The organism is Amycolatopsis solani (genome assembly GCF_033441515.1).
GTDB classification, from domain to species: Bacteria; Actinomycetota; Actinomycetes; order Mycobacteriales; family Pseudonocardiaceae; genus Amycolatopsis; species Amycolatopsis solani.
This window is the reverse complement of record NZ_JAWQJT010000003.1, coordinates 1420261-1434436: the sequence shown is the minus strand read 5'-3', so window position 1 is coordinate 1434436 and position 14176 is coordinate 1420261. Positions and strand designations below refer to the sequence as shown.

The window sequence follows — 14176 nt, the reverse complement described above, 5'->3', positions numbered from 1 at the left end:
CCGCTGCGCGCCCGCATTCCCGGACACGGCGAAGGCCGCCACGGAAGTTCCGTGGCGGCCTTCGTCAGCGGAAACTCAGAGGCCGAGTTCGCCCTCGAAGTTGCCCTCTTCCAGGCGCTGCTTGATCGTCGTCAGGAAGCGGCCCGCGTCGGCCCCGTCCACCAGGCGGTGGTCGTAGGTCAGCGGCAGGTACGCCATCGAGCGGACGGCGATCGTGTCGTTGCCGTCGGCGTCCGCGACCACGACCGGGCGCTTGACGACCGCGCCCGTGCCGAGGATGCCCGACTGCGGCTGCACGATGATCGGCGTGTCGAACAGCGCGCCGACGCTGCCGATGTTCGTGATCGAGAACGTGCCACCGGACAGCTCGTCCGGCTTGATCTGGCCCGACCGCGCGCGGCCCGCCAGGTCGGCGATCCGGTGCGCGAGACCGGCCAGGCTCAGCTCGCCGGCGTCGTGGATCACGACCGAGAGCAGCCCGCGCTCGGTGTCCACCGCGATGCCCAGGTGCACGGCGCCGTGGTAGGTGATCTCCTTCGTGTCCTCGTTGTAGGACGCGTTGACGTTCGGGTGCTGCTTGAGCGCCTCGACCGTGGCCTTCGCGAAGAACGGCAGGAACGTCAGGTTGACGCCCTCGCGCTCCTTGAAGGCCGCCTTCGCGCGCTGGCGCAGCTTGGCGATCTTCGTGACGTCGACCTCCTGGACCTGCGTGAGCTGCGCGGCGATCTGCAGCGACTCGCGGGTCTTGGTGGCCGTGATCTGGCGGATCCGGCTGGCCTTCTGGACCGTGCCGCGCAGCGCCGCGAGCTCCGGCGACACCGGGGCCGCGGGACGAGCGGCCGGCGCCGACGGGGCCGCAGCGGCCGCCGGAGCGGCAGCGGCGGGCGCCGGGGCGGCGGCCGCCTTCTGCTTCTCCTCGGCCGCGGCCAGGACGTCCTGCTTGCGGATCCGGCCGCCGACCCCGCTGCCGGTCAGCGACGCGAGGTCGATGCCGTGCTCGGTCGCCAGCTTGCGGACCAGCGGCGTGACGTACGGGCCGTCCGCCGAGCCGTCCTTCGAAGCGGCGGCGGGCGCCGACTCGGTCGCCTTCGCCGCGGGCGCGGCCTGCGGCTCGGGCTTCGGTTCCGGCTTGGACTCCTGAACCGGCTCCGGCTTGGGCTCGGGTTTCGGCTCCGGCTTGGGTTCCGGCTTCGGCTCGGGCTTGGGCTCCGGCTGGGCCTCGGCCTTCGGCGCCGCACCGGCGGCCCCGATGACGGCCAGGACGCCGCCGACCTCGACGGTCTCGTCCTCGCCCGCGCGGATCTCCAGCACCGTGCCCGCCACCGGGGACGGCACCTCGGTGTCGACCTTGTCGGTGGAGATCTCGAGCAGCGGCTCGTCGACCTCGACCGAGTCGCCGACGGCCTTCAGCCAGCGCGTGACGGTGCCCTCGGTGACGCTTTCGCCCAGTTCGGGCAGCTTCACCTCGGTGCCTTCGCCGCCCGCGGCCGGCGCGGTGTCCGGCTTGCTCGGGGCGCTGTCCTGGGCCTGCGGCTCGGGCTGCGAGGGCTCCGGCTCGGCCTGCGGTTCTTCCTGCGCCGGGGCGGAGGACTCGGGCACGCCGCCGCTGCCGTCGTCGATCACGGCGAGCTCGCCGCCGACCTCGACGGTCTCGTCTTCCGCGGCGCTGATCTTCACGACCGTGCCCGCCACCGGGGAGGGGACCTCGGTGTCGACCTTGTCGGTCGAGATCTCGAGCAACGGCTCGTCGACCTCGACGGTGTCGCCCTCCTGCTTAAGCCACCGGGTGACGGTGCCTTCGGTGACGCTCTCCCCGAGCTCCGGCAATGTGACGGAGTAGGCCATCGTTCGCTGACTCCTCTTCCAAGTTCTGCGTGGTCTGGATTCTGCTGGTGGGACGTCAGCTGTGCACGTGCAGCGGCTTCCCCGCGAGGGCGAGGAACGCTTCACCGAGGGCCTCGGTCTGGGTCGGGTGGGCGTGGATGAGGGGTGCGACGTCCTCCGGGAAAGCCTCCCAGCTGTAGATCAGCTGCGCTTCGCCGATCAGCTCGCCGACGCGGTCGCCGACCATGTGGACCCCGACGACGGGGCCGTCCGGGGCCTTGACCAGCTTGACCCCGCCGGAGGTCTTGAGGATCTGGCTCTTGCCGTTGCCGCCGAGGTCGTAGGTGAACGTCGTGACGTCGGCGCCGTACTTGTCCTTGGCCTGGGACTCGGTCAGCCCGACCGACGCGACCTCCGGGTGCGAGTAGGTGACCCGCGGGATACCGCTTTCGTCGATCACGCGCGGGCTCTGCCCGGCGATCTCTTCGGCGACGAAGATGCCCTGCTGGAAGCCGCGGTGCGCGAGCTGCAGGCCGGGGACGATGTCGCCGACGGCGTAGACGTTGGGCAGGTTGGTGCGCAGCCGCTCGTCGGTGATGACGAAGCCGCGCTCGATCTTGACGCCGGCCTCCTCGTAGCCGTGGCCGGCCGAGTTCGGCCCGCGGCCGACGGCGACCAGCAGCAGGTCGGCCTCGATGGTCTCGCCGGACTCCAGCGAAACGCTCACGCCGTTGTCGTCCTGCTTCGCGCCGGTGAACCGCACGCCGGTCTTGAAGGCGATCTTGCGGCGGCGGAACGCGCGCTCGAGCTGCTTGGACGCGAACTCGTCCTCGTTCGGGACCAGCCGCGGCAGGGCCTCGACGATGGTGACGTCGACGCCGAAGGATGCCCAGACGCTGGCGAACTCGACCCCGATGACGCCGCCGCCCAGCACCACGACCTTCTTGGGGACGTAGTCGAGGGACAGCGCCTGCTCGCTGGCGATGATGCGGCCGCCGAGCTCCAGGCCGGGCAGCGTGCGCGAGTAGGAGCCGGTGGCGAGGATGACGTTCTTGCCGGTGTAGCGGGTGCCGTCCACCTCGACGGTCGTGCCGCCGACGAACGTGCCGCTGCCCTCGACGAGGTTCACCTTGTGCGCCTTGGCCAGGCCCTGCAGGCCCTTGTACAGCCGGGAGACGATCCCGTCCTTGTACTTGTTGACCCCGGCGATGTCGATGCCCTCGAAGACGGCCTTGACGCCGACCGCCTCGGCTTCGCGGGTTTCGTCGGCGACCTCGGCTGCGTGCAGCAGGGCCTTGGTCGGGATGCAGCCCCGGTGGAGGCAGGTCCCGCCGAGCTTGTCCTTCTCGATCAACGTGACGGAAAGGCCCAGCTCGGCCGCGCGGAACGCCGCGGCGTAGCCGCCCGATCCGCCTCCCAGGATCACGAGGTCGGCGGAGGTGTCGGTCACTTGTATAACTCCTCGGCAAGCAGTGGGGTGGTGCTCTGTCGTCGCCCGTGCGCGGTATAACCGCGCGCGCGACACCCGCCATCTTGTCACTACGCCGGACGGGGCTGCGACCTAGCCGGGTGTGCGACGCCGACCACACGCGGACATCGGGATAATGAGTGGGGTATGTCTCGGGAGGAGAGGTGGTCGTGGTGGGGCTCTTCGACTCGCTGCGCAGGCGGGCCAAGGGTGGGCAACGGGCCGGCACGCTGCGGAAAGCCAGCTCCGAAGACACCCGTCACCTCGAGGAGTGGGTGGCCTCGAGGCAGGGGGTGGAGGCCTACGTGGAGCCTCGGACCAATGTCACCGAGACCACAGTGGTGTTGATCGCCCACGACGGCGAGTGGACCCGGCGCCGCATCGGCAGCCTGGAGGCCGCGCAGCAGTTCGGCCACCGCCGGTCCATCCCGGTCTACGAGGTCGCGCGGGTCGGGTATCCGAAGCGGATGCGCGAGTACACCGAGCGCAAGAAGCGCGGGCAGGCTTAGAGCTCGAGGCCCGCGGCCGGGCCCGGTTCGGGATGATTCCCGGCTCGGCACCCGTGCCGCGCCAGGCGTGGGGACCGGCCGGCCCGTTCGGCGGCGACTCAGAGCTCGATCCGGCCGACGACCTCGCCGTTGAACCGCTCGCCGGTCGGGCGGAAGCCCAGCTTGAGGTAGAACTGCTCCGGGCCGCCTTCGGCCGGGATCCACAGCACGGTCGCGGCGGTGTTGCCCCGGCGGCGGGCCTCCTCGAGCACGGTTTCGACGGCGAACCGGCCGTAGCCGCGGCCCTGGACGCCGGCGCCGACGTTGAGCCGCCAGATGCCGCAGCGGAAGAAGCCCAGCTCGGCGTGCGGGTCGAAGCCGCCCATCACGAAGGCGACCGGTTCGCCGTCGTCGAGGATCAGGCGCGGCCAGGCGACCTCGGGCTGGGTGTAGGCCTCGGCGAGGGAGACGGCGACGGGGGCGACGAAGTCCCTCTGGTGCGGCTCGACGGCCAGCTGGCACGCGGCGGCGACGTTGGCCGGGGTGATCGGCTCCGCGGTGAGGGTGGTCACCGGGCGGCCTGGGCGAGCAGGGTGGCGTGCTTGACCAGCGCCGCGCGGAAGGACGGGTGGACCGTCGTGCCGAGGACCGGGTCGACCTCGACCACGTGACCGGCCGACAGCAGCAGGATCGCGGGGTCCGCCAGGACGACCACGCCGTTCTCGGCGCGCAGGTCGGCCGTGCCGAGCAGGCGGGGGAAGACGACGTCGGCGGGCAGGCCGTCGCAGGTGCGCAGGAACTCGCGGTGGTCGTCCGGCAGGTCGGCGCCGAGGCGCAGCTCGGCCGAGCGGATCGCCGCTTCGGACGCCGGGGGAGGGGCCGGCGAACCGCCGCGCAGGCGCCGGATCTCCGCGATCAGCTCGGGCCACGTGCCGAGGGCGGGCGGGTAGCGCTCGTGCATGGCCGCGATCACCGCGCCCGCGCAGGCCGGGGCCCAGTCGCGCAACCCGAGCGGGTCCGCGCCCGCCACCAGTGCCGGGGCCAGTGCCCGCGTCGCCGCGAGGGTCGCGACGTCCGGGTGGGGCCCGGCGAGCGCGGCCCAGCCGGCGAGGTCGCCGTCGAGCAGAGCCGTGCGGACGCGGTCCGGGCGCGAAGGAGCTACGTGCTTGACGACCTCCGCGATCGGCCCCGGCGGCAGCACACCTTCGAGGTCGGAAACCGGACGGCGCAAGGACACCGCGTGGGCGCGCTCCTCGGCGTCGAGGTCCAGCGGCGGCAACCCCTCGGCCCACTCCGGGCGCGAGCCGCGGGCCTCGAAGAGCATCGCCCACGCCCGGGCGCGCACCGGGTCCGCGGCGAGCGCGCCGACCGGCCGTTCCGTGCGGGCCAGCCACTGCGCCACGAGCCGGTCGGCCTCGTCGAGCGCGCCGGAGACGGCAAGCAGCAAAGCCGCGTACCCGACCTGGGCGTCGACGTTCGGGTCGGCGGCGGTCAGGACGTCGCGGACCGCCGTCTCGAGGTACTCGCCGGCGTCCACACCCCCGACCCTAGCCGAGTGCTTGCTTCGCGCCCGGGTGCAGCGGAACCGGGTCGGTCCGCGGCGCCAGCTGCTTGCTGATCTCCTTCGCCGCCGGGTGCACCTTCGCCAGCTCCGCCTGCTTGTCGAAGATCAGCTTCGTGATCGCGCACGCGTTGCCCGCCGGGAAGTCTTCGCGCACCAGCAGCAGGTTCGGCACCACGACCGTCGGCACGTCGGACGGCTGTGCGTACGTCTTCGCGGGGATCACGCCCTGGTCGTAGACCGGGTTGACCGCCTTCAGCTTCGGCAGCAGCGGCGTGACGTCGAGGAACTTCACCTTGTCCTTCAACGCGGTGGTGATGTCGGTGATCTGCGCGGTCGGCAGGCCGCCGGACCAGACGAGCCCGTCGAGGGTGCCCGCCTTCATCCCGTCCGCGGTCTTGGCCAGGTCGAGCCGCTGCGCCTGGACGTCGGTGTCCGGTTTCAGGCCGGCCGCCTGCAGCAGGCGGTTCGCGATGACCTCGGTGCCCGACTTCGGCGAGCCGGTCGAGATCCGCTTGCCCTTCATGTCCGCGACGGAGTCGATGCCGGCGTCGGCGCGGACCAGCACCTGCGTCGAGTTCGGGTAGATCCGGGACAGCGCTTGGACCTTCTGCGGCTTGCCGTCGAAGGATCCCTTGCCGTTCACCGCGTCCGCCGCGGTGTCGGCCAGCGAGAACGCGACGTCGTAGTTGCCGGCGACGAGCTGCTGGATGTTCTGCACCGACGCGCCGGTCTCCGCCGCCGTCGCGCGCAGCTTGGTGGTGCCGCTGATCAGCTGGGCCAGCCCGCCGCCCAGCACGTAGTAGACGCCGCCGCTGTTGCCGGTGGCGATGGTGATCCGGCCTTCGCCGGCCTCGCAGGACTGCGAACCGCCGGGTGCGGCCGAGTCCGTTTGCTGCTTCCCGCCGCAGCCGGTGACGGCCAAGGCGAGCACCGCGGCGGTGACGAGTGCGCGTTTCATGCTGTCCTCCTCTTGATCACGGCGTGGGCGAGCAGCGCGGCGGCACCGCACGCGGCACCGATCGCGATCGGCACCGGCTCCAGGTAGAGCAGGCACAGCGCGGCGGGGACGAACAGCAGCCGCACGGGCGTGCTGACCGGCCCGAACAGCCAGCCGCCGGTCACCACCGCCAGCGCGGCGACGGCCAGCGCGGACACCGCCGCCACCCAGACGGCGGTCAGCGCGTCGGATTCCAGCAGCAGCGCGGCGCCGTTGTCGGTGAGCACGAAGGCGATCGGCACGAGGAACGCCGGGAGCGTGTACTTCCAGCACTGCCACATGGTTCCCAGCACCGAGCCGCCGGTGATCGCCGCCGAAGCGACGGCGGCGAGCGCGGTCGGCGGCGTGACTTCGGACAGCACGGCGTAGTAGAAGATGAACATCGCGCGCTCGGCGTCGGCGACGCCCAGCGTCTCCAGCGCGGGGCCGATCACCACCCAGGCGATGATGAAGCTCGCGGTGACCGGCACGGCGAGGCCGAGCACGCCGACGGCGACGGCCGAGAGCAGCACGGTCAAGATGAGGACCACGGTGCCGTTGTCGCTGATCACCCCGGCCAGCTCCACCAGTGCGTCCGCGAGTTCGAGGCCGAGCCCGGTCTTGGTGATGGTCGAGGTGATCACGCCGGCCGCCGCGCACACCGCGATCACCGGCAGCGCCCCGCGCACCCCGGCCGAAAGCGCGTCGACCATGTCCTTCGCCCACCCGCGGACGTCGTGGCGCCGGGCGATCAGCGCGAAGAGCGCGGCGACGCCGGTGGCGTAGACGACCGCGGCGAACGGCGGGATGTCCAGCGCCAGGAACACGACGATGATCGCCAGCGACAGGAAGTGGTAGCCGCCGCGCAGCAGCAGCTTCCACGGATCCTCGTGCGGGACGTCGACCGCTTCGGCCTTGAAGCGGCGGGCGTCGGCCTCCATCGCGAACACGATGCCGAGGTAGTACAGCAGCGTCGGCACGGTCGCCCAGATCAGCACCTTCAAGTACGACGTCTGCAGGTACTCGGCGATGATGAACGCGGCGGCGCCCAGCGTCGGCGGCGAGAGGATGGCCCCGATCCCGGCCGCGGCGAGCAGCCCGCCCGCGTTTTCCTTGGGGTAGTGGGCTTTCTTGAGGATCGGCCAGGTGATCGAGCCGAGGCTGACCGCGGTGGCGGTGCCCGACCCGGACACCGTGCCGAGCAGGAATCCCGACAGGACGGTGGTCCGGCCCGGCGCCGTCCGCGACTTCCGGAACGCGGCGAACGAGATGTCCACGAAGAACCGGCCCGCGCCGGAGGCGTTGAGCACGGCGCCGTAGAGGGTGAACAGCACGATGTAGCTGCCCGCGACGTCGAGCGGGGTGCCGTAGAACCCGCTGGCGTCGTTGAACAGCGCGTTGACGATCTGGCCGAAGTCGATGCCGGCGTGCGCGATGCCCCAGTTCTGCGGGAGGAAACCGCCGTAGTAGGCGTAGGCGAGGAAGAGCAGGCAGACGATCGGCAGCACCAGCCCGGTGGTGCGGCGGGTGGCTTCGAGGATCAGCACCAGCAGCAGCGCGCCGGCCACGACGTCCAGCGGGGACAGGGTGCCCTGTCGGTCGAGGAAGGCGTCGTACCCGGTCAGCACCGGGTAGAGGCCGACGGCGAGCGCGACGACGGCGAGGACCCAGTCCGTCCAGCCGGGATCGTCCTTCGCGCGGGCGCGCGGGCGGTAGCAGAGGAAGACCAGCGGGAGCGTCGTGCCGAGGAAGAGCACCAGGTAGAACTGGTTGCCCTTGGCGAAGGGGAAGAACACCTGCTTGAGCACGAGGACCGCGACGGCCAGCGCCACGAAGTAGACGACGCGGTCGGGGACCCGGGGAAGCGTGCGTGCCGGGCGTTCTTCGTCGTGCTCGGCGGCGATCGCGGCAGGAGCGTCCTTTTCGACCGGCCCGGTGGTCACCCGGTCACCGTACGGTGTCGCGGATCACACCGAAACCGGCAAAGGGATCATCCGCGCCAGACCGGTCGTGAGTGTTAAGTCGGGTTCTAACCCGACTTAACACTCACGACCGGTGCGGCGAGGGTCAGCCGTTGGCGGCGATGTCGGCCAGGACCGCGGCGATCGTGCGGACCGGGACGCCGGTGCCGCCCTTGCCGGTGTAGCCCCACGGGGAACCCGTGTTGAACGACGGGCCCGCGATGTCGATGTGGACCCAGTCGAGGCCGTCGGCGACGAACTCGCGCAGGAAGATCCCGGCCGCGAGCATGCCGCCCCAGCGGTGGCCGGTCACGTTGGCCAGGTCGGCCAGGCGCGAGTCGAGGTCGGCGCGCAGTTCCTCCGGCAGCGGCATGGCCCAGCCGTTCTCGCCGGTGGCCTGCATGATCGCGGCGACGCGGTCGCGGAAGTCCTCCGACCCCATCACCCCGGCGGTGCGGTTGCCGAGCGCGACGACCTGGGCGCCGGTCAGCGTCGAGGTCTCGATCAGGTAGTCCGGGTTCTCCTCCGCCGCGCGGACCATCGCGTCGACCAGCACGAGCCGGCCTTCGGCGTCGGTGTTGAGGACCTCGACGGTCTTGCCGCCGTACATGGTCAGGACGTCGCCCGGGCGGTAGGAGGTGCCCGAGGGCAGGTTCTCCGCCAGCGGGATGTGCGCGACGACCTCCAGCGGGTACTTCAGCTTCGCCGCCAGCACGACCGCGGCGAGCACGCCGGCCGCGCCCGACATGTCCGAGGTCATGTGGTCCATGTTCGCAGCGGGCTTGAGCGAGATGCCGCCCGAGTCGAACGTGATGCCCTTGCCGACCAGCGCGACCTTCTTGGCGGCCTTGGCCGGCTTGTAGCCGATGCGCACCAGGCGCGGCTGGCGGGACGAGCCGCCGCCGACGCCGAGGATGCCGCCGAAGCCCTTGCGCTTCAGCGCCTTCTCGTCGAGGACCTCGAACTCGAGGCCGTTGTCCTCGGCCAGCTTCTTCGCGCGGTCGGCGAAGGAGGCCGGGTACAGGTCGTTCGGCGGGGTGTTGATCAGGTCGCGGGCGGTGAGGACGGCCTCGGCGATGGAGGTCGCGGCCTTCAGCGTCGCCTTGTGCTCGCGGGCGGTGCCCTCGGCCGGGCTCGCGAAGTCGACCTTCGCGACCGGCGCGTCACCCTTCTCGGAGCGGTAGGCGGTGAAGACGTAGGAGCCGAGGACGGTGCCCTCGACGGCGGCCTGCAGGTCGAGCTCGGACAGCGTGACGAGCGCGCGGTCGGTGCCGGCCAGCGCGCGGCCGGCGGCACCCGCGGCGCGGCGGACCTGCTCGGGGGTGACGGCGTCGCCCGGCTTGCCCAGGCCGACGGCGAGGACGACGGCGGCCGGCAGCTTGCCCAGCGTCGGGACCTTGACGACCTCTTCGGCCTTGCCGCTCGCGCCGAGGGTGGCCAGCAGGTCGGCGAGGCGGCCGTCGAAGGCGGCGTCGACGGCGGCGGCCCCCGCGGCGAGGACCGGGCCGTCCTCGCCGGCCAGGGTGCCGATGACGACCACGTCGGCGCGCGTCTTGGCCAGTGCCTCCCCGGTGTTGTCGGACAGGGCGAGCTTAGGCACGGTCACTTCTGGCTCCTCGCGCGTTCTCGGTGGTACCGGGCACCGGCCCGGCCGGGATCGTGAGCCATGCTAATGACGGCGGAAGCCGGGGTGAACACAGGGAGAGGGAGGGCCGCGTGCGGCTGGGTGGCGGGCTGCTGGTGCTGCTGGCGGCGGGAGCGGCGGGCGCGGGCTGGTGGCTGCTCGCCGGGCTGGTGCTCGCGGCGGTCGTCGCGGCCGCGTCGGCGCGGGTGCCGGAACCGGGGGATGCCCTGGTCGACCGGGTGGTCGTCGCCGTCGCGAGGCTCGCCGAGATGACCGTCTACGCGATCGCGTTCGGCGCTTACGTCTTCCCGGCGCACCGCGAACTCGCCGCGGCGGCCTTCGCCGTCGTGGTCGCCGGCGCGGGGTTCGCCGGGCTGAAGATCCCGACGATCGTCGTACGGATCGCGGGCGGGCTGCTGCTCGCGGCCGGGCTGGTGCTCGTCGTGGTGTGCGTGGCCGTGGCCCCGGTGGGGACGGCGGACGGCCTCCGGCCACCGGACTTCGCGGGTGTCCTCGTCGCCGCCGTGCTCGCGCTGCCCTTCCTGCGCCCGGGCGGCCGCGAGCACGCGGGCCTGCGCGTGCTGCTGCTCGGCGCGGTCGCCGTCCTGGCCGCGTTCGCCGCGCTCTACCAGCTCGGCGCGGTCCGGCTCGGGCTGTCGCTCACGTCGCTGCGCGACCTGCTGTCCGCCGCCGACGCGGACGCGCTGCAGCCGCTGCTGACCGCCGTGGCCGTGGTCGCCACCGTCGTCCCGGCGCTCGCCGCGGGCGCGGAAGTCCGGACCCGGGCGGGGGTGCCCGGGCTCGCCGGTCTGGCCGTCGCCGCGGTGGCCGCGTACTTCCTGCCGGTGCTCCCGGTGCTCGTCGCCGTGGGACTGGTGACCGTGATCGAGCTGCTACTGGGTGTACGCGCGCGCAGGTACAGTGGGGTGCGTGACTGATCGACGGTGGCGGCCGGGGCAGACGGTGGTCGAACGGTTCCACCGCCCCGACGGCTCGATCGGCCAGGTCCACCCGCTGCGCGTGCTGGCGGACGACGGCCGCGTGCTGCTCGCCTGGCTGCCGGCGGGCACGCCGATCGTCGGCAGCAGGCTCGTGGACGGGCGTTCGATGGCGGAAGCGCCGCTGGAGCAGCGGTTCCGCATCCCGCGCGTGCCGGTGCCGGACTTCTGGCACCGCACGTCCACGCTGCGCCGCATCGCCGACGACGAATGGTCGTCGGTCTGGTGGTTCTTCGACGCCCGCGGCCGCTTCACGAACTGGTACGTCAACCTCGAGGTCCCGCTCGGGCGGAACCCGCTGGGGGTGGACCGCATCGACGGCGTGCTCGACGTGATCGTCGACCGGGACGGCACCTGGCGCTGGGACGACGAAGACGAAGCCGAGGTCGCGATCGACGCCGGCCGGCTGACGCGCGAGCAGCTCGACCGGCTGCGCGCCGAGGGCGAGCGGATCGGCGCGCTGGCCGAACGCGGCGCCTACCCGTTCGACGGCACGGACACCGACTTCCGCCCGGACCCGGCGTGGCCCGCGCCGGAGCTGCCCCCCGGCCTGCTCGCCGGGCTCAGCCCGCGGTCAGGAGAAGGATCAGCGCCAGCACGACGTTGATGACCGCGAGGATGACCACCGACTTCGTGGGGATCACCTTCGGGAACACGGTCTTGCCGTGGATGCTGCGCCACCAGACGATGCCGAAGACGCCGGCGACGAGGCCAAGGAAGCCGCCGAAGCCGCTGCTGAGCACCGCCCAGCCGACCATGCCGAGCAGGCCGACGCCGAAGGTCAGCAGCACCGCGGTGGCGAACGTCTTGACGTCGGCCCCGCCGGTCTTGGGCCGGGGCACCGGCTGCGTGGAGTGGTAGGTCACAACGTCATACTAGGGCCGTCGGGCTACGCGTGCGGGGGACCCGGAACACAAGGACATCCGACTAACGTGCGTCCGACCAAGCGGTATCGTCTAGCCATGACCACCTCGACGCAGTTCGCCCATGTCCCGCACCCGAGTCCTGCGAGCGCGGACCGTGTCGCGGAGGTACTCGAAGCCCCTGGATTCGGTACCTATTTCACCGACCACATGGTCACCGTGAAGTGGTCGAAGACCGAAGGCTGGCACGACGCCCAGGTCGGCCCGTACGCCCCCTTCACGCTCGACCCCGCGACGTCGGTGCTGCACTACGGCCAGGCGATCTTCGAAGGCCTCAAGGCCTACCGCCAGCCGGACGGCTCGATCTCGTCGTTCCGCCCGGACGCCAACGCCGTGCGGTTCCGGCAGTCGGCCGAGCGGCTCGCCATGCCGCAGCTGCCCGAAGACGTCTTCGTCGATTCGCTGCGCGAGCTCATCGCGGTCGACAGCCGGTGGGTGCCCACCCGGCCGGGTGATTCCCTTTACCTGCGGCCGTTCATGATCTCGACGTCGACCGGCCTCGGCGTCAACAGCCCGGCCGCCGACTACGTGTACACCGTGATCGCGTCCCCGGCCGGGTCGTACTTCGCCGGCGGCGTGAAGCCGGTGAGCGTCTGGCTGTCGACGGAGTACGTGCGCGCGGCCCCCGGCGGCACCGGCGCGGCCAAGTGCGCCGGCAACTACGCGGCTTCGTTCGTCGCGCAGGCGCAGGCCGTCGAGAAGGGCTGCGACCAGGTGGTCTGGCTCGACGCGGTCGAGCGGCGCTGGGTCGAGGAGATGGGCGGGATGAACCTGTTCTTCGTCTTCGGCTCGGGCGAGAACGCCCGGCTGGTCACGCCGGAGCTGACCGGGTCGCTGCTGCCCGGCGTCACCCGCAAGTCGTTGCTGCAGCTGGCCTCGCGGCTCGGCTACAAGATCGAAGAGCGCCGCATCTCCACCGAGGAGTGGGAGAAGGCGGCGGCGTCCGGCGAGCTGACCGAGACGTTCGCCTGCGGCACCGCGGCGGTGATCACGCCGGTCGGGCACGTGAAGCACGCGGGCGGCGAGTTCACCATCGCCGACGGGCAGCCCGGCGCCCTGACGATGAAGCTGCGCGAAGAGCTGACCGGCATCCAGGAAGGCACCCACCCGGACGCCGACCACTGGATGGTCAAGCTCGGCTGAAGCTGCCGAATGCCGTGAAGGCCTCCTTACCGGCCATAAGAGCCGGTAAGGAGGCCTTCACGGCTTTCCGGGGTCAGGAAGCGGGGGCGGCGATGAGCGGGCCGGAGACGCCGGCCTGCTCGTGCGTGGCGGTTTCCGCGAGGACGCGGGCGGCCATCATCAGCAGCGGCAACGCCGTCACGGCGCCGGTGCCTTCGCCGAGGCGGACGTCGAGTTCCAGCAGCGGCCCGAGGTCGAGGTGCTCCAGTGCGAGGGAGTGCGCCGGTTCGGCCGTCCGCTGACCGGCCACCCACCAGCGGCGCGCGCCCGGGGCGAGGTCTTCGGCGACGAGCGCCGCCGCGCACGCCACCAGGCCGTCGAGGACCACCGGGGTCCGCCGGACCGCGGCCTGGGCCAGGAAGCCCGCCATCGCCGCGATGTCCGCGCCCGCCGTGGTGCGCAGCAGGTCCACCGGGTTGGCGAGGACCGCGCGGGCGCGCCGCAGGGCGTCGCGGACCGCGGTCGCCTTGCGCATCCAGGCGTTGTCGTCGATGCCGGAGCCGCGCCCGACGACGGCGACCGGCTCGCTGCCGGTCAGCGCCGCGACGAGCACCGACGCCGGGGTGCTGTTGCCGATCCCGAGGTCGCCCGGGATGAGCAGGTCCGCGCCGCCGTCGACCTCGGCGTCGGCGATCGCGATCCCGGCGCGGACCGCCGCCTTGACCTCGTCGGCAGTCAGCGCGTCTTCGACGTCGATCGAGCCGGAGCCGCGGCGGACCTTGAACTCGCCGATCGACTTGGTCGCCGGCGCCTCGGTGTCCACGGCCAGGTCGACCACGCGGACGCTCGCGCCCGCGGCGGCGGCCAGCACGTTGATCGCGGCGCCACCGGTCAGCATCGTGCCGAGCAGTTGCGCGGTGACCTCGGCGGGATAGGCCGACACACCCTTCGCGGCGATGCCGTGGTCACCGGCGAACACGACGACGCGCGGCCGCGTGAACGGCCGCGGCGGCGACTGCCCCTGGCACGCGGCGATCCACACGCCCAGCTCTTCGAGCCTGCCCAGTGACCCGGCCGGCTTGACCAGCTTGTCGTGCAGGGCGATCGCGTTGGACCGGGCGTGGTCGTCGGGCGGGGTGATCTCGGGGAACTCGATGTTTTCCGGCTCCACACCAGGCCCTTTCTCGTCACGGCAACGCTGTGGCCAACCTACCGCTGCGGCCGTCCC

Annotated in this window: 13 protein-coding genes; 4 read left to right on the top strand and 9 right to left on the bottom strand. The window is 72.2% G+C overall.

Features of this window, described 5'->3' with window-relative positions; all coding sequences use genetic code 11:
* Positions 1 to 75: 75 nt before the first annotated feature.
* On the bottom strand, positions 76 to 1845 hold the full coding sequence (gene sucB, locus SD460_RS39250) for a 2-oxoglutarate dehydrogenase, E2 component, dihydrolipoamide succinyltransferase (protein WP_318307497.1): 1770 nt from the start codon (positions 1843 to 1845) through the stop codon (positions 76 to 78).
* A 55-nt stretch (positions 1846 to 1900) separates the two neighbouring features.
* Positions 1901 to 3274 (bottom strand): dihydrolipoyl dehydrogenase, encoded by a 1374-nt coding sequence (gene lpdA / locus SD460_RS39245; RefSeq protein WP_290062041.1) that lies wholly within the window; start codon positions 3272 to 3274, stop codon positions 1901 to 1903.
* 182 nt (positions 3275 to 3456) lie between these two features.
* On the opposite strand from lpdA, the gene SD460_RS39240 reads away from it, so the two are divergent.
* A complete protein-coding gene (locus SD460_RS39240) occupies positions 3457 to 3801 on the top strand; it encodes an oxidoreductase (RefSeq protein WP_290062043.1) in 345 nt (114 codons plus the stop codon).
* A 98-nt stretch (positions 3802 to 3899) separates the two neighbouring features.
* Here the strand turns inward: SD460_RS39240 and SD460_RS39235 are convergent, their stop codons facing one another.
* The 5 genes from SD460_RS39235 to SD460_RS39215 form a co-directional block, all read right to left on the bottom strand.
* Complete coding sequence (locus SD460_RS39235; RefSeq protein ID WP_318307496.1) at positions 3900 to 4352, bottom strand: GNAT family N-acetyltransferase; 453 nt, start codon at positions 4350 to 4352, stop codon at positions 3900 to 3902.
* Positions 4349 to 5317: an SMI1/KNR4 family protein gene (locus tag SD460_RS39230; protein ID WP_318307495.1), complete on the bottom strand. Its 969-nt coding sequence runs from the start codon at positions 5315 to 5317 to the stop codon at positions 4349 to 4351. Before SD460_RS39230 ends, SD460_RS39235 begins: the two co-directional genes overlap by 4 nt.
* Before the next feature lie 10 nt (positions 5318 to 5327).
* On the bottom strand, positions 5328 to 6302 hold the full coding sequence (locus SD460_RS39225) for a TAXI family TRAP transporter solute-binding subunit (RefSeq protein ID WP_290062038.1): 975 nt from the start codon (positions 6300 to 6302) through the stop codon (positions 5328 to 5330).
* Positions 6299 to 8263: a TRAP transporter permease gene (locus SD460_RS39220; RefSeq protein ID WP_290062037.1), complete on the bottom strand. Its 1965-nt coding sequence runs from the start codon at positions 8261 to 8263 to the stop codon at positions 6299 to 6301. Before SD460_RS39220 ends, SD460_RS39225 begins: the two co-directional genes overlap by 4 nt.
* Before the next feature lie 124 nt (positions 8264 to 8387).
* Positions 8388 to 9887, bottom strand: a complete 1500-nt coding sequence (locus tag SD460_RS39215; protein WP_318307494.1) for a leucyl aminopeptidase — start codon at positions 9885 to 9887, stop codon at positions 8388 to 8390.
* Positions 9888 to 9997: 110 nt separating this feature from the next.
* On the opposite strand from SD460_RS39215, the gene SD460_RS39210 reads away from it, so the two are divergent.
* Both SD460_RS39210 and SD460_RS39205 read left to right on the top strand, forming a co-directional pair.
* Positions 9998 to 10843, top strand: a complete 846-nt coding sequence (locus tag SD460_RS39210; RefSeq protein WP_318307493.1) for a hypothetical protein — start codon at positions 9998 to 10000, stop codon at positions 10841 to 10843.
* Positions 10836 to 11510: a ribonuclease FAU-1 family protein gene (locus tag SD460_RS39205; RefSeq protein ID WP_290062506.1), complete on the top strand. Its 675-nt coding sequence runs from the start codon at positions 10836 to 10838 to the stop codon at positions 11508 to 11510. Before SD460_RS39210 ends, SD460_RS39205 begins: the two co-directional genes overlap by 8 nt.
* Here the strand turns inward: SD460_RS39205 and SD460_RS39200 are convergent.
* On the bottom strand, positions 11467 to 11769 hold the full coding sequence (locus SD460_RS39200) for a hypothetical protein (protein WP_290062504.1): 303 nt from the start codon (positions 11767 to 11769) through the stop codon (positions 11467 to 11469). The genes SD460_RS39205 and SD460_RS39200 overlap by 44 nt on opposite strands.
* Before the next feature lie 96 nt (positions 11770 to 11865).
* Here SD460_RS39200 and SD460_RS39195 point away from each other — a divergent pair, with 96 nt between their 5' ends.
* The gene (locus SD460_RS39195) at positions 11866 to 12969 is read left to right on the top strand and encodes a branched-chain amino acid aminotransferase (protein WP_290062503.1); all 1104 of its coding nucleotides are present in this window, start codon (positions 11866 to 11868) and stop codon (positions 12967 to 12969) included.
* A gap of 73 nt (positions 12970 to 13042) precedes the next feature.
* Here SD460_RS39195 and cobT read toward each other — a convergent pair whose 3' ends face one another.
* Positions 13043 to 14119, bottom strand: a complete 1077-nt coding sequence (gene cobT, locus SD460_RS39190; protein ID WP_290062502.1) for a nicotinate-nucleotide--dimethylbenzimidazole phosphoribosyltransferase — start codon at positions 14117 to 14119, stop codon at positions 13043 to 13045.
* Positions 14120 to 14176: the final 57 nt, after the last annotated feature.

What these genes read in the sequence shown, in the direction of transcription:
- sucB (WP_318307497.1), bottom strand. Translation starts at nt 1,845, where the DNA reads ATGGCCTACTCCGTCACATTGCCGGAGCTCGGGGAGAGCGTCACCGAA.
- SD460_RS39225 (WP_290062038.1), bottom strand. Translation starts at nt 6,302, where the DNA reads ATGAAACGCGCACTCGTCACCGCCGCGGTGCTCGCCTTGGCCGTCACC.
- SD460_RS39195 (WP_290062503.1), top strand. Translation starts at nt 11,866, where the DNA reads ATGACCACCTCGACGCAGTTCGCCCATGTCCCGCACCCGAGTCCTGCG.